Below are 21,252 nucleotides of genomic sequence, written 5' to 3'. Positions count from 1 at the left end.
TGCAAATTGCACCTTATTATCAAGATTTTAAGAATATAATGTTAATTTTTTTCAAGATGCACTTATTTGGAATCGGTCTTTGCCGAAAAACCCATAAATTCAAGGGAATTTTTAAACAACATGGCAACATTTACACTCAACATCAACGGAAAAACGCAGGAGGTGGACGTAGATCCATCCACGCCCATGCTTTGGGTTTTGCGAGACAATTTAAAACTAGTAGGAACCAAATACGGTTGCGGTATTGCACAATGTGGGGCCTGCACCATCCATTTGAATGGTACGGCCACAAGATCATGTGCGCTACCGATATCCTCTGTGGGCGACCAAGAGATTACCACTATTGAAGGATTATCGGAGAATGGAGACCATCCTGTACAAAAAGCCTGGATTGAAGAAGATGTGCCCCAATGTGGTTACTGCCAAGCTGGGCAGATTATGACTGCTTCGGCCTTATTAAAACAAAATCCGAGTCCCACGGACGAAGAGATTGAAATGGCAATGAACGGCAACATTTGCCGTTGCGGAACTTACATTAGAATTAGGAAAGCTGTTAAAACGGCATCAAAATCATAACCCTCCTATAAAACATACATCATGACGCTTATAAAGACAAAAGTTGGACGACGTGCCTTCATACGGAACACAGGTTTAGCCAGTGGGGGACTCGTTCTTGGATTTAACTGGCTAGCTTCCTGTAAAATGACTCCGGAGCAAGTTAACAGTATGCCCAAAGAGTGGTTTGAACTCAATGGATTTTTAAAGATTGGGGATAACGGTCTGGTGACCATCATGTCGCCCAACCCAGAAATAGGACAAAATGTAAAAACGGCCATGCCGATGATCGTGGCTGAGGAGTTGGACGTGGCTTGGAAAGATGTCATGGTAGAACAGGCTCCATTGAATACTGATATATTCACAAGGCAATTGGCCGGAGGAAGTCAATCCATTCGTCAAGGGTGGGAAGGACTTCGAATGGCAGGTGCCACTGCCCGACAAATGTTGAAGGAGGCCGCTGCAAAAGCTTGGGAAGTTCCGGTGGGTGAAATCACCACTTCGGAAGGAATGCTTACCCATGAAGCCAGTGGTAAATCTGCTGGGTATGGAGAAATTGCCTCCGCAGCAGCAGGAATCGAAGTGCCCGAAGAAGTCGAACTCAAAGACCCCAAGGATTTTACAATAATAGGAACCGACCGTAGGAATGTTGACGGCGAGAAAATTGTTACTGGAAAACCATTGTATGGTCTCGATGTGCATCGCGAAGGAATGCTCATCGCAATGATTGTCCATCCACCTGCCTTTGGTATGAAATTGAAGGGTATGGATGCCGAACCCATAAAATCGATGCCGGGAATCAAGGATGTGTTCCCAATTGAAGTATATCCCGAAGACCTTGAAAAACAATGGTCCGATGGAGGAGCCATTGCTGAATTGGCCGTAGTGGTCGGGAACAGTACATGGGAATGTATGCAGGCTAAAAAGGCGTTGCAGGTACAGTGGGAGGAAGATTCCAAACTGGAAAGTACTGCCTATCATGACGAGGCAATTTCTGAATTATTGAAAACCGCTCCAAAAGAAGCTGCGCGAAAAGATGGCGACGTTGATGCTGCATTCAAAACAGCCGCCAAAATTGTGGAAAGTACCTACAGTGCTCCATTTTTGGCCCACAATACCATGGAGCCCATGAATTTCTTTGCAGATGTTTCAGCAGACAAGGCGGAATTATTGGGTCCTATCCAAACTCCAGAGTTTTTAGAAATTACGTTGGCATCCAGATTGGGGTTGCCCAAGGAGAAAATTGATATTATGATGACCCGAATGGGAGGTGGATTTGGCCGTCGCTTATATGGTACTTTTGCCGTGGAAGCCGCCGTAATCTCCCAAAAAATGGGTGCACCTATAAAATTGGTCTATACCCGTGAGGATGATATGACCCAGGGCACTTACCGTCCTTCCTACAAAGTAAAGTACAAAGCTGGTTTGGATGAGAATGGTAATTTGATTGCATGGCATGTACGTGGGGCAGGAACCAATGACGACCTCGTTTTTGAAAACCGTTTTCCTGCGGGTGCGGTGGACAACTACCTTGCCGAGAAACATAGTTTGCAAACCAATGTTACCACAGGTGCGTGGCGTGCCCCACGCTCCAATTTTATTGCCGGGGCTGAACAAGCCTTTATGGATGAAGTGGCTGAAGCCGCAGGAAAAGACCCCATAGAATTCCGATTGGAATTGTTTGATCGTGCCATCTCCAACCCTGTTGGTGATCCTGAGCAAAATGATTATGATCCAGAACGTTATGCAGGCGTATTAAAATTGGTGAAAGAAAAATCCAACTGGGCAGACGGTACCAGCGGAAAATCCCGTGGCGTATCCGCGTACTATTGCCACAATTCTTACGTGGCACAGGTGTTGGATTTGACCATGAACGGAGATACGCCCAACATTGACAAAGTCTGGTGTGCTGTGGATTGTGGAATTGTCATCAACCCATTGAGCGCCAAAAACCAGATTGAAGGAGGAATTGTGGATGGTATTGGTCATGCTACCTATAGTGCATTGACCTTTAAGGATGGCGTACCTGAGCAGTCCAATTTTGATAAGTATCGCCTCATCCGAAATATGGAGGCACCAAAAGAAATAGAGACCTTTTTTGTGGACAATGGGATTGATCCAACAGGTTTGGGTGAACCATCGTTGCCACCAATTATAGGAGCCTTGACCAATGCAATGTACAAGGCTACAGGTAGACGACATTACAGTCAGCCCTTGATAAATGATAAACCGCCATTGGTGGGCTAAAGATATTTTTATAATGGGTCTTGTGTTTGAGTAAAAAATGCACTATAAATTTATCCTTTTGTAGCTGTATTTTTAGGTTTTGAACAAAGGACCCTTTTTGGTTTGATGCAAATTTTTTAAGATAAATTATTGATTTACAATCAATTGTATTGATAAATAATTTTTCATTAAAAAAGTTGATGTGTTTATTTTTTGTTTATGTTTACCCCTTGAATGAGTCCATACAAAAGGACGCATTGCCTATATCGTTGAAAAGTTTTTTCATGTTCGGGCTTTTGGGAATAAGGAGGTCTACCCAAACAGCCGTCTTACGGATAAGACACCGAATTCTAGGGCTGACTTCCGAAATGCACTCCGTAATCCGTGATTTCTCACGGAGCTCTTTCTTTGTGGCCTATACCGTATTCGAATTTCGCATCTGAGAATTAGCAGCAATCCGCTATTTAATTTTTAAAACAAGTTTATTACAAACGCGAAATATAGATGAAAACAAAATATATCGACTTGATCGATCAGACTTATGATTTTCCACAAGAGGAATTCCAACTAAAGGAAAACAAATTACAGTTTCACGGCATAGACCTTTATGATTTGGTGCAACGCTATGGAACTCCTTTAAAGTTTACCTATCTACCCAAGATTTCCAAGAATATTCAACGGGCAAAGGGATGGTTTGGTAGCGCCATGGCCAAACATGACTATAAAGGAAAGTACCACTACTGTTATTGTACTAAAAGCTCCCATTTTGAGCATGTTCTTAAAGAAGCCCTTAAAAACGACATTCATATTGAAACGTCATCGGCCTTTGATATCAATATCGTGGAGCAGCTAAAAAAGAACGGTAAAATATCCAAGAATACCTATGTGATTTGCAATGGGTTCAAGCGAGATCAATACATTCAGAATATAGCTCGATTAATCAATGAGGGACATAAAAACTGTATCCCGATCATTGACAATTATGAAGAAATAGAGCTATTGAGCGAAGCCATTGATGGTAAATTTAAGGTAGGCATCCGGATTGCTTCCGAAGAAGAGCCAAAATTTGAGTTCTATACCTCTAGATTGGGCATCGGCTACAAAAATATAGTTCCTTTTTACAACCAATCTATCAAAAACAATGATCAGGTAGAGCTGAAAATGTTGCATTTCTTCATAAACACAGGGATTCGAGACACAGCCTACTACTGGAACGAACTTTTAAAGTGTTTAAAGGTGTACATCAGCCTTAAAAAAGTATGCCCAACTTTGGATAGCCTTAACATTGGGGGTGGATTTCCCATTAAAAACTCTCTGGCCTTTGAGTATGATTATGCATATATGGTGGATGAAATCATTCATCAGATAAAGCAAGCTTGTGATGAAGCCGACGTGGAAGTGCCTCATATTTTTACTGAGTTTGGAAGTTTCACTGTAGGCGAAAGCGGGGGAACCATTTATGAAGTGCTTTATCAAAAACAACAGAACGATAGGGAAAAATGGAACATGATCAATTCTTCCTTCATTACTACCATGCCCGATTCTTGGGCCATTAGCAAAAGGTTCATCACCTTGGCCATAAATCGATGGAATGAGGAGTATGAACGTGTACTACTTGGGGGGTTGACCTGCGATAGTGATGATTATTATAACTCGGAGCAGCACATGAATGCTATTTATATGCCTAAGTATAAAAGGGATAAACCCTTGTACATTGGATTTTTTAATACAGGCGCCTATCAAGAAACCATTGGTGGTTTTGGTGGATTGCAGCACTGTTTGATTCCGCACCCCAAGCACATCTTAATTCAAGAAGACGAGAACGGTAACTTGAAGAGTTCTGTATTTGCAGAACAACAAACTGCTGAAGAATTCCTGTCCATTTTGGGATATGGACCAAAGAAAGATGATAATGGTCAATTGGACCACAAAAAAATGCTGGTTTCCAGTAAAAACTGAATACGAACGAGTTTAAAAAATGAAAACGAATAGAATGTATGCCGGTATTCCAAAGGAATATGGATCGGCTGAAAAGGCCAGAGTAGTATTGTTACCCGTTCCCTACGATGGGACAAGTACATGGGGCAAAGGTGCTGACAAAGGGCCAGAGGCCTTTTTGGAGGCCTCGGAAAACATGGAGACATATGACATTGAGACGGATAGCGAAGTCTACAAAGTCGGTGTTTATCTGGCGGATGCCCTTACTGATTTTGCTTCGCCCGAGTCCATGGTCAGTGCTGTGCATAAAACGGTAAAGGAGTACATCAACCGGAACAAAGTGGTAACAATGATAGGAGGAGAGCATTCCATTTCCATTGGTGCCATTAGGGCGTTCAATGAATATTATGATGACCTCACTGTGCTTCAGATTGACGCCCATACCGATTTGCGGAAAGAATACCAAGGTTCTAAATACAATCACGCGTGTGCCCTATATGAGGCCAATGAAACCACAAATCTCATTCAAGTCGGTATTCGAAGCATGGACCACTCCGAAACCTTGGTCATGGACCGGGACAAAGTGTTTTTTGCCCATGAGATGGTGACAGACGATTTCTGGATGGACAACGTTATCGATTTAATGACAGACAATGTCTACATTACTTTTGATTTGGATGCCTTGGACCCATCCATCATGCCATCCACCGGAACTCCGGAGCCAGGTGGACTTTTTTGGTATGAAACGTTGGAATTTTTAAAGAAGGTCTTTGAAGAACGAAATGTGGTAGGTTTTGATATTGTTGAACTATGCCCCAATGCAAACGACCGTTCTTCAGATTTTTTGGCGGCCAAATTATATTATAAAATGTTGAGCTACCGGTTCAACGAAAAAAATGAATATATCGAAGATGGGTTTGTTGGGGACGACGAAGATTTCAAGAAATCCAACACAATAACGGACGATTACGATGAGTAAAAAAGGAGAAATATCAAAATTTATTGAAAAATATTACCTTCATTTCAATGCTGCAGCCCTAGTGGATGCTGCAAAAGGATATGAAGCACAATTGGACCAAGGATCTAAAATGCTCGTTTCCTTGGCAGGCGCCATGAGCACCGCCGAACTGGGCAAGATTTTTGCCGAGATTATCCGTGCCGATAAAGTACACATTGTTTCCTGTACCGGTGCCAATCTGGAAGAAGATTTAATGAACCTCGTGGCACATTCGCACTATAAACGAGTGCCAAATTACCGGGACCTCACCCCCCAGGACGAATGGGATTTGTTGGAAAAGGGATTAAATCGGGTAACGGATACCTGTATTCCAGAGGAAGAAGCCTTCCGCAGGTTGCAAAAACACATTTTTAAACTTTGGAAAAAGGCCGAGGATGAAGGTAAACGCTATTTCCCCCACGAATACATGTACCAACTTCTGCTATCCGGAGTTTTGGAAGAATACTATGAAATTGACATAAAGGATTCATGGATGTATGCTGCAGCGGAGAAAAATCTTCCTATTGTGGTCCCCGGATGGGAAGACAGCACCTTGGGCAACATCTTCGCAAGCTACGTCATTAAAGGTGATCTTAAGGCCAGTACCGTAAAATCTGGAATTGAATACATGACCTTTTTGGCGGATTGGTACTCTAAAAACTCCGATAAGGGGATAGGGTTCTTCCAGATAGGAGGAGGAATCGCGGGTGATTTCCCTATCTGTGTCGTGCCTATGTTGTATCAAGATTTGGAGCAGACCGATATTCCTTTTTGGAGCTACTTCTGTCAGATAAGTGATTCCACAACAAGTTTTGGATCGTATTCGGGAGCCGTTCCCAATGAAAAGATTACCTGGGGTAAACTGGACATCCACACCCCTAAATTTATAATAGAATCAGATGCAACCATTGTAGCGCCACTGATTTTTGCCTACTTATTAAACATGTAATAATGAAAAACAGACAAACTTTGGCGCTAAAACGCGTAATTGTGGATTACAAGAAGTTGGATAACAAGGTCCTTAACCTCTTGGTAGAAAAATATCCAGACGGGTATGACGATGATGACATCGTTACCTACCGAAATGCGGATAATGAAGTGGTGGAATGCATTGAGGTGCGCACCGAGGACACTGCATATTTAATTAAAGTGAGCAAACGCTTGGTCATGGCTATGGAGGATTATGATGTAAATGACGACAATGATGACGAAAGCGATGAAGAGCGATCGTTGGATACAGAAGGACTGGAAGAAAGCGCAGAGGAGGAGGACTGATCTAACACCAAATTAAAAATTCAGAAGTAAAAGTGATAAACAATATGGCAATATGCCATAGTTGACTTAAATTGAGGTAATAATTATGGAAAGTGCGGGCATTGCTTGCACTTTCGCATCAATAAACCAATATGAAAAGAGTGGTCAAATCACGTCTGATTGCCTTACACAAGAACAAGGTGCTTGTCCTGCAAAAAGTGGGTAAACCATTGCGGTATACCTTGCCAGGGGGGGTAAAGAAAAAGAAGGAGACGGAAGAAGAGACCCTGATCAGGGAAGTGGGAGAAGAAATTAAACTGCGACTAGCGCCCGGTGACGTCCAGTTCTATTTGTCCCACATCAAAAAAGGGAAGACCGGAGCTATAATTAAAAATTATTTTCTCATTCAACTCCAACCGTCTGCCATCAAAGTAAAGGAAAAGCACAAGTTTGAAGCTGCCTTTTGGATGGATTGGAAAGAATCCTTGCCCTTTATGGATAAGTCGGACAGGTTGGCCGTAAGATCATATTTTAAAAGTTTTGGAAGAAAATCAAAGAAAACAGGAAAAAATGGAGGTCAAGTTCCATCTCGCCTTGCCATGTAAGGATATCACCGAGACCAAGACCTTCTATCAGGAAGTCATCCAGGCAAACCTGGGGCGTCATACTGAAAAATGGTTGGACGTTGACCTTTTTGGTCATCAATTGACCTTTACCCAATCGGGAAACTTCAACTTCGATTTCAAGAATTATCGGTTGGAAGATTACATCCTGCCATCGTTCCACTTTGGGGTCATTGTACCTGTTTCCCATTGGGCGGAACTGTACCAAAGGCTTTCCCAAATGGATTTGGAAATAACCACCGAGGCCACCTTTATGCAGGATAAGGTTGGGGAGCATCTCTCATTTTTTGTGCAAGATCCCAATGGGTATATGGTTGAATTTAAAAGCTTTAAACAAGCAACAGAGATCTTTGCAACAGAATAATGGACTTTAAGGCCATAGCACTTCACTTAGCAGGGAGTATAGATATTTCGGGCTGTAGGCAGGCGATTCATAAAAAGCTGCTATTTGGTGATCGGGATGAACTGTTCTATTCCGATGAAGGGGGATACGTGTATATTTTCAGATATGGCATTGTATCTTTTTATGGGCTGGATGAAGCATCGATTACCACAATTACCGAAGAACTAAAACCATTTTGTGTGGTTTGGCAGCAGTCAGAACTTACCGAAGAAATTGAGGTTGAATTGGCCAAAGGCAACGTAAAGCCCAAAGTAACCAATAATAAAATCATCTTGCCCGAATCGGATATAGAGGCCATGCGTTTAACGCTGTTGCATCTTTCCCAATCTGTGGCATTGGATTATTTCTCAGGTCTTTCGGACCAGATAATGAAGGAGACCCGACAGCATACCAATCATTTGGAGCTTCATGGGAAACTGGATCTTGGTGGCAAGAAATTAAAAAGACATATTGGGCGTGTGCTCAACATCAACAACCAAATTTCGGAAAACCTGTATATTTTTGACTCCCATGAAGTGACTTGGGAAGATGAGGATTTGGACCGATTGGACAAAAACTTAAAACAAATTTTTGATTTAAAGGAACGATATCGTACCATTAGGGAGCAAGGATACATTATAAAAGAGAACCTGAGCCTTTTTAAAGATATCATGGATCACAGGGAAAGCAGTAGACTGGAGTGGATCATTATTATTTTAATCTTGGTTGAGGTTATGGACCTATTTATAATGCGATTGATAAACTAATAATAGATTATTTTGGACAGTACTAACATTTTGGGCAGCGAGGAATGGTGCCGATTGGATGATATGAGCATTCCGGCCATCAAGGCCCGAGTGGATTCTGGAGCAAAAACCTCCTCCATACAGGCGAGCAAAGTAAAGATTTTTACTAAGGGTTTGGAGGATTGGGTACGTTTTGAGGTCAACCCAATTCAGGATAACCGCAGTATTTCAATACTTTGTCAGGCCAAATTGTATGATGTAAGGAGTGTAAAGAGTTCCCTAGGCATTTCAGAGGAACGCCCTGTAATAAAAACACCGGTCACTATTGGAGGAAACACCTTTGAAATTGAGCTTACCTTGGCCAATCGCGATACCATGGAATATCGCATGCTGTTGGGGCGGGAAGCCATAAGTGCCCGCTATCTGGTAGACCCATCCAAAAGCTTTTGTCAAGGTGATATCTCTTCGGATGAAATTACCAAAAAGTACCGTCCCTATATGAATGAGAAATCAGGATTGACCTTGGGGCTTTTGGCCAGTAATCCTGAATTGTACAGCAATAAGAGAATTATTGAGGCCGGGGAAATGCGTGGACACAAAGTGGTCTTTTTAAATGTGGAAAATGCCTACATGAAGTTGGATGCAAGTTCTCCTGAGATTCGCTATCGCGGAGGCAATATTTTGGACAAGTTCGATGCAGTAATTCCCCGAATAAAACCCGCTGTCACGTTTTATGGATGTGCCCTTTTACGACAGTTTGATACCCTTGGGGTCTATTGTTTAAATTCTGCAGATTCCATTAGCAAGTCACGGGACAAACTATTTGCATCGCAATTGTTCTCCAAGCATGACATCCATATTCCCATCACAGGTTTTGCCAAGTCGCCCATGGACACCAAAGACCTCATACGAATGGTGAACGGCTCTCCATTGATCATAAAATTGCTAGAAAGCACCCAAGGTAAAGGTGTAGTGTTGGCGGAGACGAACAAAGCTGCCGAAAGTGTAATCAATGCCTTTAAAAGTGTGCAGACCAACATCTTGGTCCAAGAGTTCATAAAAGAGGCCAATGGTCAGGACATACGTTGCTTTGTAGTGAACGGAAAGGTGGTGGCTTCCATGCAGCGCCAGGCACAAAAAGGAGAGTTTAGGGCCAATATCCATCAAGGTGGTGCGGCATCAAAGATTAAAATAACACCAGAAGAGCGGAAGCTGGCAGTTAAATCTGCCAAAGTCCTCAATCTGGATGTGGCCGGGGTAGACATCATCCGTTCAAATAGAGGTCCGCTGTTATTGGAGGTGAATTCATCCCCTGGTTTGGAGGGCATTGAAAACACAACAGGAATGGACATCGCCAATGTAATGATTGAGACCATAGAGCGCAAGTTGAAATATCATAATTGATTGATTCTAAGGAATTTCTTGTTAAATAATTTGCTTTTCTCATCATTTCTTTTATCTTACAAGGTATGGTTGGAAAAGAAATAGATGAACACAAAGACTTTTTAGAACGGGCTATAAACTACCTCAAGGAAAGAGGTTTTACCAATATAAAAACAGATTTGCCCGGTTATGAATCTCCAAAAACTTTTGTAAAGAAGAAGGGCGGAACTAATCTTTCGGCCGATATATCAGCACACAAGAATGGTAGAAAATATTTTTTTGATATTAGTCTAAAGTCGTTTGACCCAAGTAAGTTGAAATCAAAATGGCTGCTATTGGACACTGTGGCACGTCTTAGGTCCAACCGATTTAAAATAATCACTACCAAGGGACATTTCAAGTTCACCGATACCCTCCTAAGGGATGTGAATTTGACCAACAAAGAACCCATCAGAATATAAAGTTATTGAAACCTCCTAAAGGAGGTTTTTTTAATTTATTTCCAATCACACTACTTTTCTTTTTTGCTGTTCCCCCATATGTTTTAGTATCGCATAGGTAATGGCAGTTGTATTCCCCTACAGATTTTATGCATTTAGAAGTCGTTTTCAGGGTCATTTTAGTTGGATTTATACCGCATCAAAAAAAAGTATGAACTCAAAACGGGCATTCGTTAACAGATATGCCCCATTTATTAATTGGGAGCATATCTGAAAATAAATCATGGTAAGTTTACCCCAACAAAAGCAAAACTCTTTGTAGTTATAGCACAAACCTCCAGAAAATTAAGATGAGTTAACCGTAAGGTATTTTACCTGATCTTAACCTACTGTCTTTTTTGAAAGAGGTTCCCGTTGCGCCAGGGGGTTTTGAGGTTGAGCCCCTTGGTTGTAACGGTTTTTATGATCAAGCAATTTTTTTCATAACTTGACCTACTTATTTAACGAAAAAGAGCCTTTCCCATGGGCTCTTTTTTATTTTGCTCCAAAATTTACCGTTTTCGTTTTACATTGTTCACATCTTTTAAAAAAAACGATAGATATGCGACACGGTCTCTTTGTAAGGTTCTTTGCAAAAAACCTACTTTTGTAAGATAACAAACAGAGGAAGATTTTTGCTATGTCAGAACAAACGGAAAGAGTAAAAACATTGATTATTGGGTCCGGACCGGCCGGCTATACTGCGGCTATCTATGCGGCCAGGGCTGATTTGAAACCTGTAATGTACACGGGAATGGAGCCTGGTGGACAGCTAACTACCACAACAGAAGTGGACAATTTTCCCGGATATCCCGAAGGGATAGATGGGCCTACCATGATGATTCAATTGCAGCAGCAGGCTGAGCGATTTGGTACTGAAGTACGAATAGGAATGATCACCGCTGTTGAATTGAGCAATGAGTTTGGTGGAATCCATAAAGTTACCGTGGATGACGCTACCAAGATTGAAGCAGAGACTGTCATCATTTCAACCGGGGCTTCTGCCAAATATTTGAACATTCCCAGTGAGCAACGCTTGCGTGGAGGTGGGGTTTCAGCATGTGCAGTGTGTGATGGGTTCTTTTACAAAGGACAAGAAGTGGCCATTGTTGGAGCCGGGGATACCGCTGCTGAAGAGGCTTCTTACTTGGCCAATATCTGTAAAAAAGTGACCATGTTGGTACGTAAAGACTATATGAGGGCATCCAAAGCCATGCAGCATAGAGTTAACAGTATTGACAATATTGAAATAAAATACAACACAGAGGTTGATGAAGTTCTAGGTGACCAAGTAGTGGAGGGGCTTAGAATAGTAAACAATCAAACTGGAGAGAAGGAGGAGATTGCCATAACCGGACTTTTCATTGCCATTGGCCATAAACCCAACACCGATATTTTTAAAGGCCAATTGGATATGGATGAGACAGGTTACATCATAACCCAGCCCAAGTCCACCAAGACGAATAGACCTGGGGTTTTTGCCAGTGGGGACGCCCAAGACAAAATCTATCGTCAGGCCGTTACTGCGGCAGGAACCGGATGTATGGCTGCATTGGATGCAGAACGGTATTTAGCCGCTGTGGAGAGCAAGGAGACGGTGACTACGTAAACTTACTTCTTGGTATTTCAAAAAATAAAAAAAGGCACTGAACATATCAGTGCCTTTTTTGCTTCATCATATTCTCTTTTAATCAATGCGTTTATAATTTTCAGAGAAGGTTTTATTGCCGTCTTCGTCCAAGGTTATTTGACTGTAGGTGTCATTTTGTAAGTCAAGCTTAAAAACAAATTCAGTCAAGGTATCCAAGGCCTTCATCATTTCGGCATCGCCATAGATGATGGTTTCATGGAGTTCATCATCTGTGATATAATACGAACCATAACCAAATCTTCCATTGTTATCGTTGGGTACATATCTGGACCACATCACCTTTCCATTGTAATACATCTTTACTTGGCGGTACCCTTCGGCTTTGGGCATGGTATCGGAGACATTCACTCCATCATCATATCTGTAAAAACTTTCCAATTCCCATGTACCTTCAATCGAATGCATGGTTTCTGGTTTTGGAGCTGTAAATCTTGTGGCCGAGATTAAAATCAACATTAAAATGGCCAATCCCAATATTTTTTTCATAGTTGTTAGTTTAGCGTTAGACTACATTTCCCTTAATAAGATACAAATAATTTTAGCAAATAGTTAAAAATAGACCGATTAAAATAGAGATGTTTCAAAATGAAAAAGGCTTCGTAAATGATCGGACCTTTGGCTGTATGAAAATGAAAAAGTGCTTGTGTAAATTCGCTGCGTTAATCAATATTTATGAACGCTCCCAGAACCGAGTTATTCGTAATGTCCTACCTTTTAAATTGTCCATCTTAACGGTATAAAACAAATTTATAGTTAATGAGAAAATTAGTTTTCAACGAAAAAGCTGAATCTATGGTTTAACTGTGCTTTGCTAGTAAATAGGCAGGTGTGAAAATTTCATTAGTGAGTTGAGATATTTTCAAAAAAAAGCACTTTTAATGGATAATTATGGAATTCAAAAAAGAAAAACCTGTAAAAAATAACATTTATAAGTCACCATGTTTGATATGTAAAAAAAATTAAGCAAATTTCAGGTGAACTAACTCAAATAAAAATAATGAGAAACATTTATTTAACATGTATTGCAGTGTTTTCTTGTATTGCTGCCTTTGGCCAAACCATTTCGGGTACCGTATCCGATGTTTCGGGTACTCCGTTGCCTGGGGTTACAATTGTGGTGAGTGGTACAAGTAACGGCACCACCACAGATTTTGATGGTAACTATTCTATCAATGCTACCACTGGACAAGTATTGAATTTTTCCTATTTGGGAATGAAATCAAAAGAAGTCACGGTAGGTTCCGTATCAACGATCAACGTTGTTCTGGAAGAAGATTCAACACAATTGGACGAGGTAGTTGTAACTGCCTTTGGTATTACGCAAGAGAAAAAAGCTTTGGGCTATTCTGTGCAAAGTGTTGATGCAGAATCAATTACTAAAACAAGACAGGCCAATGCCGTAAGTGCTTTGCAAGGGCAAGTGGCCGGGGTGCAAATTACAAACTCGGGAGGTGCGCCGGGACAAAGTGCCAGAATAATCATTAGGGGAATCAACTCTTTAGATCCCCAAGCAGACAACCAACCTTTGTTTGTTGTTGATGGTGTGCCAATAGACAATTCCACGGTTGAAGCAGGTGCTTTCAATGGAAGTAGCACACCAAGAGGTTTGACGAATCGCGCTGCGGATATAAATCCTGCGGATATTGAGTCCATGTCAATCCTTAAAGGTGCTGCGGCAACGGCTTTGTATGGTGTTAGGGCTGCTAACGGAGCGGTTATCATTACTACCAAAAGAGGTCAGGCGGGCCAATTAAGGGTCAACATAAATACCTCTGTTGGGTTTGAAGAATTAAATCGATTGCCAGAGTTGCAAGACGAATTTGGCCAAGGTTTTAGCGGGGAGTATCAACCGGATAGTTTCTGGCCAGCCTGGGGGGCTCCAATTTCGGAGGTTGCTGAGACTGTTCCCGGACACAAATATCAAGATAACTGGAATCGTGCATTTGATACAGGAGTGCAAACAGACCATGGATTAAGCATTTCTGGGGGCAGTGAAAATGTCACTTTCTACGGTTCGCTAGGTAGATTTAAGCAAGAAGGTATTATTCCGTTCAGTGATTGGGATAGGACAACGGCAAAAATATCGGGTACAGTTAAACTTAGCGAAAAGTTCAATTTTAGCGGTTCGGTAAACTATTCCAACTCTGGGGGGAATCGTGTGCCCCATGACCGATTCATGGAGCGTATGATGTATTGGGCGGAAACACAGGATGTCCGTGATTATATCAATCCAGATGGGACCATGCGGACTTACGGAAACACCAACCCTATCTACGATGCACGTTTCAGTACTTATAAAGATGATGTTAATAGGATTATTGGAAACCTGAATTTAAATTATAACCCAACAGATTGGCTTATGGTTTCCTATCGTTTGGGAGTGGATACGTATAATGACTCAAGAACCGAAATTACACCGGGTCCTAAAGGGATTGATGGTGAAGTACCTTTGAGCTCTACAGGATTCATTGAGGAGACAAGGATTAACAGCAGGGATTTGACTTCCAATTTTTACATCACTTTAAAAAAGAAATTCGGTAACGACTGGAATACTACATTGCGATTGGGTAATGATATTTTTGAAAGAAGGTTCGACAGGGTTACCTTGAGAGGTGTGGATTTTGTGATACCTGATTTTTTCAATGTAAGCAATACCAGGCAAAATTTCAATAGTCAAGGAGAAAGCATAAGAAGACTGGTTGGATTTTATGGAGATTTACAGGTCAATTACAGCGACTATCTCTTCCTGAATGTCACAGGAAGAAATGATATTTCATCGACCTTGCCAAAAGATAACAATTCGTTCTTCTACCCTTCCGTAAGTTTGGGATATGTTTTCAGCGATCATTTTGAAGTTCCATCTTGGTTGAGTTTTGGTAAACTCAGGGCCTCTTGGGCACAAGTGGGAAAAGATACCAATCCCCATGTTTTGGGATCTTTCTTTGTTTCACCCAGTCAGTTTCCTTTAAATGGACAGGTAGGATTTAGTAGAGACAGTGAATTTGGTGATCCAGCGTTGAGACCAGAGCTAAATACATCATTGGAATTTGGAGCACAACTTGCTTTCTTCGACAGTAGATTGAATCTGGATGTTACGTACTATAAAAACAATGCCGAAGATCAAATTATTCCAGTGCCAATTTCTGATGCCACAGGCTTTTCATCCTTCATCACCAATGCTGGAGAAATTGAAAATAGCGGTTTTGAAGTAGTGCTTAGTGCTGATATCATAAGAGGAGAAGACTTCAATTGGACGACCACGGCAAACTTTTCAGTCAATAACAATGAGATAATAGCAATTCGTGAAGGGATTGATGAAATTTTTGTAGGAAGTCAATTTGGTTATGTCGGAAGTACGGTAAGTATGCGATTGATTGAAGGTGAAGCCTATGGTAACCTTTATGGTACCAGTTATCAAAGATTAGGCGCTGACGAAGATGCTATTTTCTTGGATAGGGGTTTACCCATTGTAATCGGAGAGAATGGATTTCCAGTACGTAACGGGGACCAATTGATTTTGGGCAACGCGGTGCCAAAATTCATAGGAGGTTTAAGAAATGAATTGAACTACAAGAATTTTGATCTAAGCTTTCTAATAGATTTTAGGGCCGATGTGGAGCAATATAATCAATTCGATAACTTTCTTGCTGCATTTGGTAAAGCGGAATATACAGCGGCTAGAAATGACTTTAGGGTTTTTGAGGGGGTATTGGAGAATGGATCTCCAAATACACAGGAAGTTTGGCTCGGACAGGGCGTAGGCCCAGACGGCGTAGACTATGGAGCAGGTTTTTGGAGAAACCATTACAGGGGTGTTAGTGAGAACTTTGTACAGGACGCAAGTTTTATCAAGTTAAGAAACATAACCTTGGGCTATAATTTTGACAAGAAGCTTTTGGACAAGACCCCTTTTACCACGTTTAGGATTTCTGCATCTGCAAATAATATTATTCTCTATACCCCATGGGACGGTTTTGATCCAGAATCGTTTTCCGCGGGAGCAGGTGGAAATGCTGTAGGGTTTACTGGTCTTGGATTCCCAGGGACACAAAGTTATTTCTTAACATTGAATATGGGATTGTAAATCGTGTGATCGCAATTCTAAAATGTTCATTAAAAAAATAGATTTATGAAATTTAAATATTTAGTTACTAAAATATTGAGTGTAGGAGGAATTTTTCTGATTTCGTCCTGTGACTCATATTTGGATGTCAATGAGAATCCAAATAACCCTGTCGATGCACCGATTTCAGGTTTGATGATCAATAGCTCCTATGAATCGGCTTTAAATGTATTCCGTGTGGGAGACATAACGTCTAATTATGTACAATATTTGGCTTCCCCAAATCCAGCAAGCGCTTCTGATACTATGGAGCCGCTAAGTTTCAATTCAACATGGTTTAATCTGTATAATGTCATGACAGATCTTACGGTATTGATTGAAAAATCTGAAGAACAGGGCGCCGGACACTATCAAGGTGCAGCACAAATATTGATGGCCCTGAATTTAGGCATGGGTGTGGATATTTTTGGAGATATGCCTTTTTCGGAGAGTTTCAATTTTGAGACCGTTACGCCGGCATACGATGAGGATACGCAGCTCTATGAACTTATAATTCAATATCTGGATGATGGTATCGCCAATCTTCAAGGTTCAACGACCTCTTCTTTGGGGGACGATGATTTCATATATGGCGGAAATGTGGAAAATTGGATTTCTTTTGGAAATATGTTGAAAGCCAGATATATGCTTCACTTGAGTGGATTGCCAGGATATGATGCCAATGCGCTTATAAGTGCATTGGACAATAGCTTTTCTTCCAATGCGGAGAATGCGGATGTTACCTTTTTTGATGAAGCTGTCAACCCCTGGTTTAATGTGGCAAGAAATAATGCGGATTTACTTTTGGGGGGATGGATATCCGAACAATTTATTGAGGCTACTGACGGTACCACTTTTGGTGTGGAAGACCCTAGATTGCCTCTTATGGTAGGTGCAACGGACGATGATGAATATGTAGGTACTGTAAATGGAGCAGGTAGGGGAGACGCACCTCCATCTGGCGCAAGATCTACGCTCATTGAAGGTCAATTTTATACATCGCTTGCCTCACCAGTTTTGATAGCGACCTTCAGTGAACAGAAGTTTATAGAAGCTGAAGCAACGTTTACAGCTGATAAAACAAGATCTTATCAAGCTTATTTGGATGGTATACGGGCACATATGGAAATGCTATCCGTTCCAGAAGTGGAAATCGACGCATATATTAACAATCCAAGTGTTGGAATGGGTGTGGCTGCATTCACCATAGACGATATTTTTAAGGAAAAATGGGTAGCTCTCTTTCTTCATCCTGAAGCTTGGAATGACGCCCGGCGGTATGATTATCAATACGATAATATGGATTTGCCCACCAATCTTAACCCAGATTTAAACGGACAGTTTATTCGTAGATTGGCATATCCTGATAATGAAATCAGTAGAAACGGAAGCAATGTTCCAGATGTTACGTTATTAGATCGTATTTTCTGGGATGTTCAATAATGTCTATGACAATATCTGCTTTAGTGGCATAGATGTATTGACCTAAACGGTTTCTTGATATGAAGGATTCACTTAAAGGAGTCAAGAATCCATAAAAATAAAAGGCCATCCGATCGGATGGCCTTTTTAATGGTACACTTCTTTTAAATTTAAAAAACGTCCTCTTCCGTCAAGTACAGAAGGCCATCATCCTTTTGGTTTAGGATACGCTTGGTTCTCAAGTACCGGTTGTAATTGTATGCATCAAAATTTTCGGAATCCTTGTCTACACTACTGATATGAACACTCCCAGCGGAATGAATAAATTCATTGTTGCCAATCCACATCCCCACATGGATAACCCGCTCTGGACTTGTTTTCGTTGCTTTTTCGCCAAAAAAGAGCAAATCACCTGGCACGAGTTGGTCAAAATCCCTGGAATCATCAACCAGAATACCTTCATGGATTTGTTGTGACGCATCTCTGGGTATAATCATTCCGTTCATAAAAAAGATGGTTTTTGTAAAACCGCTACAGTCTACACCCTTAATGGAAGTACCACCCCACAAATAGGGCACACCAAGCATGGTCTTGGATGTTTCCACCAATGTCTCCTGGGTCGGTTCCAAGGACGATTTCCAATTTTGGTAAGTTGAGGCTTCCGACTTTTTTACGAATGCTGTTCTGCCATCGGGATATTTTACCTTATAAAAGGCTTCAATATCTACCACCAAGCTTAAAATGTTTCCGGCCACTAAATCGGACACGACCTGAGAGGATTCATCGGCATTGGTATAGGCGTTACCGTATATTTTGGTGTAGATCAATTTCTCTACGTTCTGCCAAGCATCAAATTGGGTTTTATCCATCAATTCAACACCTCCACTGTCTACCCATCCCAAGTATTTATCCGGAGTTTGGATTTGATACCAACTCCCGTTTTTCTGATACACTTTCAGGGGCATGCCCAAAGTACCTTGCGTGACCATTTCGGCGGAATGTGATGGATTTGACCTAATATTCGCCACGGAAAGGGCAATGGCACCGTATATTTTTCCTTCCAAGTCATCGGCAGGAAGAGTTTGAATACTGTCAGTATAGGAAATCTGAAGCGAATCCAACATGTTTCGCAAAGTACTTATTGCTTCGGGCATATTGGTTTTTCCAATCAGGGTAAATTCTCCCGTATTTTCCTTTGATTGAACATCAAACAGGGCCACACGTTTATCGGGAGCATACATTGCCCGAACAGATGAAATAACTTGGTTCACATTATTCGTGTCTGCGCTTTTTTCCGTTTTACACGCCAAAACAAAAAAGGTAAACAACACGAAAGGGAATAGGCCATTTTTTAAAATAGAAGGCAGCTTCATACACTAATTTTATGGGTTTAACTATATATGATAAATTAATAAATTCATTAGAAATTCCAATCAACCAATAAGCGCATTCACACGCTGTGCCAAGGTCTCAATATCTTCGGTTGTATGATAAGCGCTGAGCACAATACGACTTATTAGGGGACCAGTGTCATCTGGGTAATGGAAATTGGTGAAAATAAAACGGTTATCTATTAGTTCCAGAGCTAATTTTTCATCTTGGAACTCAAAGGTGGGATGTCCTTCCATCTGCATAAAAAATGATACATTCCGAACTTGGGATTTGAAATGAACATAATTGTCTTTGAGTTTATCCATTCGCTCTAAATAGATGTTCTGTGCATCCAGCAAAGTGGCTATAAATGATGGCGATGCTGGACTTGCACCACCAAAAAAAGAGGTAGATCGTAGGGTTTTGATATCGTCGTTGTTTCCAAAAATGGCACCCGCCTGTATGCCCAACGCCTTTCCCAACGAACAGCAAACCAACAATTTGTAAGGGTTGAGTGCTTTAAGTGTGTTAAAACATCCATTTCCTTGATGGCCAACAACTCCAATACCGTGTGAATCGTCTCCTACCAAAATAATCTTGTCCAATGGAAGTTCTTTCAACCTCTTGAAGTTTGGATAGTGCTCTCCTGAAAAATCTATGGTGTCAAATACAACCACAGGAGACAACAAATTTTCACGGACAGTATTATTAATTAGTTCTTTCAGTTCTTCAAAGCCCTTGGTTTTTATTACGCCATGAGTAACCAGTGCAGCGTGGGCATTAGGTGCGGCAATAACCGGGTGACCTTTTTCCAAATAAATTTGCACCACCAATAGGGCGGCCAAGTATCCTGATGACATGGTCAAACAACTTTCACTGCCGACCCATTTTGCCAAAAAGTTTTCGGATTTGTCATAAATATCGAGGGATACGTTCGATTTTCTTGATGCACCATAGTGCATCCCGTATTTGGAAACATTATTTAGATACAATTCTTTAAATGGTGTATAATTTTGCAGTCCTAAATAGGCGGTTCCCCCAAAATACAGATGGGGCTTGCCATTAATTGAAACCGTTCTATCGGGTATGTTTTGGATAGGGTAGGCCATTAGAGCAATTCTATTCCACTACCAGGTAGCTCCGGAAATATTACTTTTCCATTGTTCAATATCCGTACTCCCTTAGCTAAATCTCTTTTTAGAAGCATGGCGCCATCCATATCCACATAGTCCAATTGTGGCAAAAGTTGTGCAATGGCTGAAATGCCAACGGTGGACTCCGTCATACAACCTACCATTAATTGGAGTCCAAGTTCCCTACCTTTTTTAATCATTCTTCTGGCCGGGGTCAATCCTCCACATTTGGTCAGTTTAATATTGACACCATGAAAATAAGGAGCACAAGCTTCCACATCACTTTCTATAATGCAGCTTTCATCTGCGATAATGGGCAAAACCGATTGTTCCCTTACCAAGGCCATTCCTTCCCAATCATCTGCCTTTAAGGGTTGTTCCAAAAACTCAACGCCAAGTTCTTTTAACAAGGGGGCATTTTTTATGGTCTCGTCTGCGGTCCATGCCGTATTAGCATCAATTCGGAATACGCTGTCTGTATGTTTGCGCAGCTCACGAATAATTTCCACATCTTCGTTGGTGCCCAATTTTATTTTGTAAAGTGGCCATGGTTTTTCCTTTAATTTGGCCACCATTTTTTCGATGGTATCAATGCCGATGGTGTAGTTGGTTATGGGATATTCATCAGTAGTGGTACCCCAGATTTCGTAGAGGGGTTTGCCTTTTAGTTTGCCATATAGGTCATTTGCGGCCAAATCTAAAGCACAGAGGGTGAATTTATGGAGGTTCAAGGTTTCTAAATGCGCATAAAAATTTTCTGGTGTATCAAAATCAAAGTCTTCAATTTGGTCTCTTACGGCTTGTATTTCGGCCATCATTCCTTCAATGGTTATTTTATAATAGGGGTTGGAGGTGGCCTCTCCGTACCCTGTTTTTCCATTAAGGGTCAAACCAACGATCAATGTATCTTGTTCATCCCTTGATTCTCTGGAAATGGAAAATGTGTGTGCCAGTGGAAGAATGTATTTCTTCAAGGTTATCTGCATAGGA

General features: G+C 41.2%; 18 protein-coding genes. 14 read left to right on the top strand and 4 right to left on the bottom strand.

What is annotated here, in order from left to right; all coding sequences use genetic code 11:
* The first annotated feature begins 120 nt into the window (after window positions 1-120).
* The 12 genes from AB1A65_RS13580 to trxB all read left to right on the top strand — a co-directional run bounded on the left by AB1A65_RS13580 (window position 121) and on the right by trxB (window position 12,192).
* Window positions 121-576, top strand: a complete 456-nt coding sequence (locus tag AB1A65_RS13580; protein ID WP_366590112.1) for a (2Fe-2S)-binding protein — start codon at window positions 121-123, stop codon at window positions 574-576.
* Window positions 577-597: 21 nt separating this feature from the next.
* Window positions 598-2,802 carry a molybdopterin cofactor-binding domain-containing protein gene (locus tag AB1A65_RS13575; protein WP_366590110.1) on the top strand — a complete coding sequence of 735 codons (2,205 nt, stop codon included), beginning with the start codon at window positions 598-600 and terminating at the stop codon, window positions 2,800-2,802.
* A gap of 483 nt (window positions 2,803-3,285) precedes the next feature.
* The gene (locus tag AB1A65_RS13570; protein WP_366590108.1) at window positions 3,286-4,740 is read left to right on the top strand and encodes an arginine decarboxylase; all 1,455 of its coding nucleotides are present in this window, start codon (window positions 3,286-3,288) and stop codon (window positions 4,738-4,740) included.
* 19 nt (window positions 4,741-4,759) lie between these two features.
* Window positions 4,760-5,698, top strand: a complete 939-nt coding sequence (gene speB / locus AB1A65_RS13565; RefSeq protein ID WP_366590106.1) for an agmatinase — start codon at window positions 4,760-4,762, stop codon at window positions 5,696-5,698.
* Window positions 5,691-6,665, top strand: a complete 975-nt coding sequence (locus AB1A65_RS13560; RefSeq protein WP_366590103.1) for a deoxyhypusine synthase family protein — start codon at window positions 5,691-5,693, stop codon at window positions 6,663-6,665. Before speB ends, AB1A65_RS13560 begins: the two co-directional genes overlap by 8 nt.
* Window positions 6,666-6,667: 2 nt before the next feature.
* On the top strand, window positions 6,668-6,991 hold the full coding sequence (locus AB1A65_RS13555) for a hypothetical protein (protein ID WP_366590101.1): 324 nt from the start codon (window positions 6,668-6,670) through the stop codon (window positions 6,989-6,991).
* Window positions 6,992-7,122: 131 nt separating this feature from the next.
* On the top strand, window positions 7,123-7,575 hold the full coding sequence (locus AB1A65_RS13550) for an NUDIX domain-containing protein (protein ID WP_366590099.1): 453 nt from the start codon (window positions 7,123-7,125) through the stop codon (window positions 7,573-7,575).
* Window positions 7,541-7,957 (top strand): VOC family protein, encoded by a 417-nt coding sequence (locus tag AB1A65_RS13545; protein WP_366590097.1) that lies wholly within the window; start codon window positions 7,541-7,543, stop codon window positions 7,955-7,957. Before AB1A65_RS13550 ends, AB1A65_RS13545 begins: the two co-directional genes overlap by 35 nt.
* Window positions 7,957-8,742 (top strand): RMD1 family protein, encoded by a 786-nt coding sequence (locus AB1A65_RS13540; RefSeq protein ID WP_366590094.1) that lies wholly within the window; start codon window positions 7,957-7,959, stop codon window positions 8,740-8,742. Before AB1A65_RS13545 ends, AB1A65_RS13540 begins: the two co-directional genes overlap by 1 nt.
* Window positions 8,743-8,751: 9 nt before the next feature.
* Window positions 8,752-10,125 carry a 30S ribosomal protein S6--L-glutamate ligase gene (gene rimK / locus AB1A65_RS13535; protein ID WP_366590216.1) on the top strand — a complete coding sequence of 458 codons (1,374 nt, stop codon included), beginning with the start codon at window positions 8,752-8,754 and terminating at the stop codon, window positions 10,123-10,125.
* 65 nt (window positions 10,126-10,190) lie between these two features.
* Window positions 10,191-10,565 (top strand): hypothetical protein, encoded by a 375-nt coding sequence (locus AB1A65_RS13530; protein WP_366590092.1) that lies wholly within the window; start codon window positions 10,191-10,193, stop codon window positions 10,563-10,565.
* A 658-nt stretch (window positions 10,566-11,223) separates the two neighbouring features.
* Window positions 11,224-12,192, top strand: a complete 969-nt coding sequence (trxB, locus tag AB1A65_RS13525; protein ID WP_366590089.1) for a thioredoxin-disulfide reductase — start codon at window positions 11,224-11,226, stop codon at window positions 12,190-12,192.
* Window positions 12,193-12,270: 78 nt separating this feature from the next.
* Here the strand turns inward: trxB and AB1A65_RS13520 are convergent, their stop codons facing one another.
* Window positions 12,271-12,720, bottom strand: coding sequence for a hypothetical protein (locus AB1A65_RS13520; RefSeq protein WP_366590087.1), 450 nt, complete (start codon window positions 12,718-12,720; stop codon window positions 12,271-12,273).
* 511 nt (window positions 12,721-13,231) lie between these two features.
* On the opposite strand from AB1A65_RS13520, the gene AB1A65_RS13515 reads away from it, so the two are divergent.
* A complete protein-coding gene (locus AB1A65_RS13515; protein WP_366590084.1) occupies window positions 13,232-16,318 on the top strand; it encodes a SusC/RagA family TonB-linked outer membrane protein in 3,087 nt (1,028 codons plus the stop codon).
* A 45-nt stretch (window positions 16,319-16,363) separates the two neighbouring features.
* The gene (locus AB1A65_RS13510) at window positions 16,364-17,779 is read left to right on the top strand and encodes a SusD/RagB family nutrient-binding outer membrane lipoprotein (protein ID WP_366590082.1); all 1,416 of its coding nucleotides are present in this window, start codon (window positions 16,364-16,366) and stop codon (window positions 17,777-17,779) included.
* A gap of 149 nt (window positions 17,780-17,928) precedes the next feature.
* Here AB1A65_RS13510 and AB1A65_RS13505 read toward each other — a convergent pair whose 3' ends face one another.
* From AB1A65_RS13505 to AB1A65_RS13495, 3 genes are read right to left on the bottom strand one after another with little or no spacing between them, the layout of a single operon-like run.
* Window positions 17,929-19,131 carry an SH3 domain-containing C40 family peptidase gene (locus AB1A65_RS13505; protein WP_366590079.1) on the bottom strand — a complete coding sequence of 401 codons (1,203 nt, stop codon included), beginning with the start codon at window positions 19,129-19,131 and terminating at the stop codon, window positions 17,929-17,931.
* Window positions 19,132-19,191: 60 nt separating this feature from the next.
* On the bottom strand, window positions 19,192-20,238 hold the full coding sequence (locus AB1A65_RS13500; protein ID WP_366590076.1) for an aminotransferase class I/II-fold pyridoxal phosphate-dependent enzyme: 1,047 nt from the start codon (window positions 20,236-20,238) through the stop codon (window positions 19,192-19,194).
* Window positions 20,238-21,248, bottom strand: coding sequence for a dipeptide epimerase (locus AB1A65_RS13495; protein ID WP_366590073.1), 1,011 nt, complete (start codon window positions 21,246-21,248; stop codon window positions 20,238-20,240). Before AB1A65_RS13495 ends, AB1A65_RS13500 begins: the two co-directional genes overlap by 1 nt.
* Between the last annotated feature and the right edge of the window lie 4 nt (window positions 21,249-21,252).

This window comes from Allomuricauda sp. ANG21 (genome assembly GCF_040705235.1).
GTDB classification, from domain to species: domain Bacteria; phylum Bacteroidota; class Bacteroidia; order Flavobacteriales; family Flavobacteriaceae; genus Flagellimonas; species Flagellimonas marina.
Note: the sequence above shows the minus strand (reverse complement) of the source record. Positions and strands in the feature narration are given on the sequence as shown.

Coding starts and splice junctions, on each gene's coding strand:
- AB1A65_RS13580 (WP_366590112.1), top strand. CDS start 121: ATGGCAACATTTACACTCAACATCAACGGAAAAACGCAGGAGGTGGAC.
- AB1A65_RS13575 (WP_366590110.1), top strand. CDS start 598: ATGACGCTTATAAAGACAAAAGTTGGACGACGTGCCTTCATACGGAAC.
- AB1A65_RS13570 (WP_366590108.1), top strand. CDS start 3,286: ATGAAAACAAAATATATCGACTTGATCGATCAGACTTATGATTTTCCA.
- speB (WP_366590106.1), top strand. CDS start 4,760: ATGAAAACGAATAGAATGTATGCCGGTATTCCAAAGGAATATGGATCG.
- AB1A65_RS13560 (WP_366590103.1), top strand. CDS start 5,691: ATGAGTAAAAAAGGAGAAATATCAAAATTTATTGAAAAATATTACCTT.
- AB1A65_RS13555 (WP_366590101.1), top strand. CDS start 6,668: ATGAAAAACAGACAAACTTTGGCGCTAAAACGCGTAATTGTGGATTAC.
- AB1A65_RS13550 (WP_366590099.1), top strand. CDS start 7,123: ATGAAAAGAGTGGTCAAATCACGTCTGATTGCCTTACACAAGAACAAG.
- AB1A65_RS13545 (WP_366590097.1), top strand. CDS start 7,541: ATGGAGGTCAAGTTCCATCTCGCCTTGCCATGTAAGGATATCACCGAG.
- AB1A65_RS13540 (WP_366590094.1), top strand. CDS start 7,957: ATGGACTTTAAGGCCATAGCACTTCACTTAGCAGGGAGTATAGATATT.
- AB1A65_RS13530 (WP_366590092.1), top strand. CDS start 10,191: ATGGTTGGAAAAGAAATAGATGAACACAAAGACTTTTTAGAACGGGCT.
- trxB (WP_366590089.1), top strand. CDS start 11,224: ATGTCAGAACAAACGGAAAGAGTAAAAACATTGATTATTGGGTCCGGA.
- AB1A65_RS13520 (WP_366590087.1), bottom strand. CDS start 12,720: ATGAAAAAAATATTGGGATTGGCCATTTTAATGTTGATTTTAATCTCG.
- AB1A65_RS13515 (WP_366590084.1), top strand. CDS start 13,232: ATGAGAAACATTTATTTAACATGTATTGCAGTGTTTTCTTGTATTGCT.
- AB1A65_RS13510 (WP_366590082.1), top strand. CDS start 16,364: ATGAAATTTAAATATTTAGTTACTAAAATATTGAGTGTAGGAGGAATT.
- AB1A65_RS13505 (WP_366590079.1), bottom strand. CDS start 19,131: ATGAAGCTGCCTTCTATTTTAAAAAATGGCCTATTCCCTTTCGTGTTG.
- AB1A65_RS13500 (WP_366590076.1), bottom strand. CDS start 20,238: ATGGCCTACCCTATCCAAAACATACCCGATAGAACGGTTTCAATTAAT.
- AB1A65_RS13495 (WP_366590073.1), bottom strand. CDS start 21,248: ATGCAGATAACCTTGAAGAAATACATTCTTCCACTGGCACACACATTT.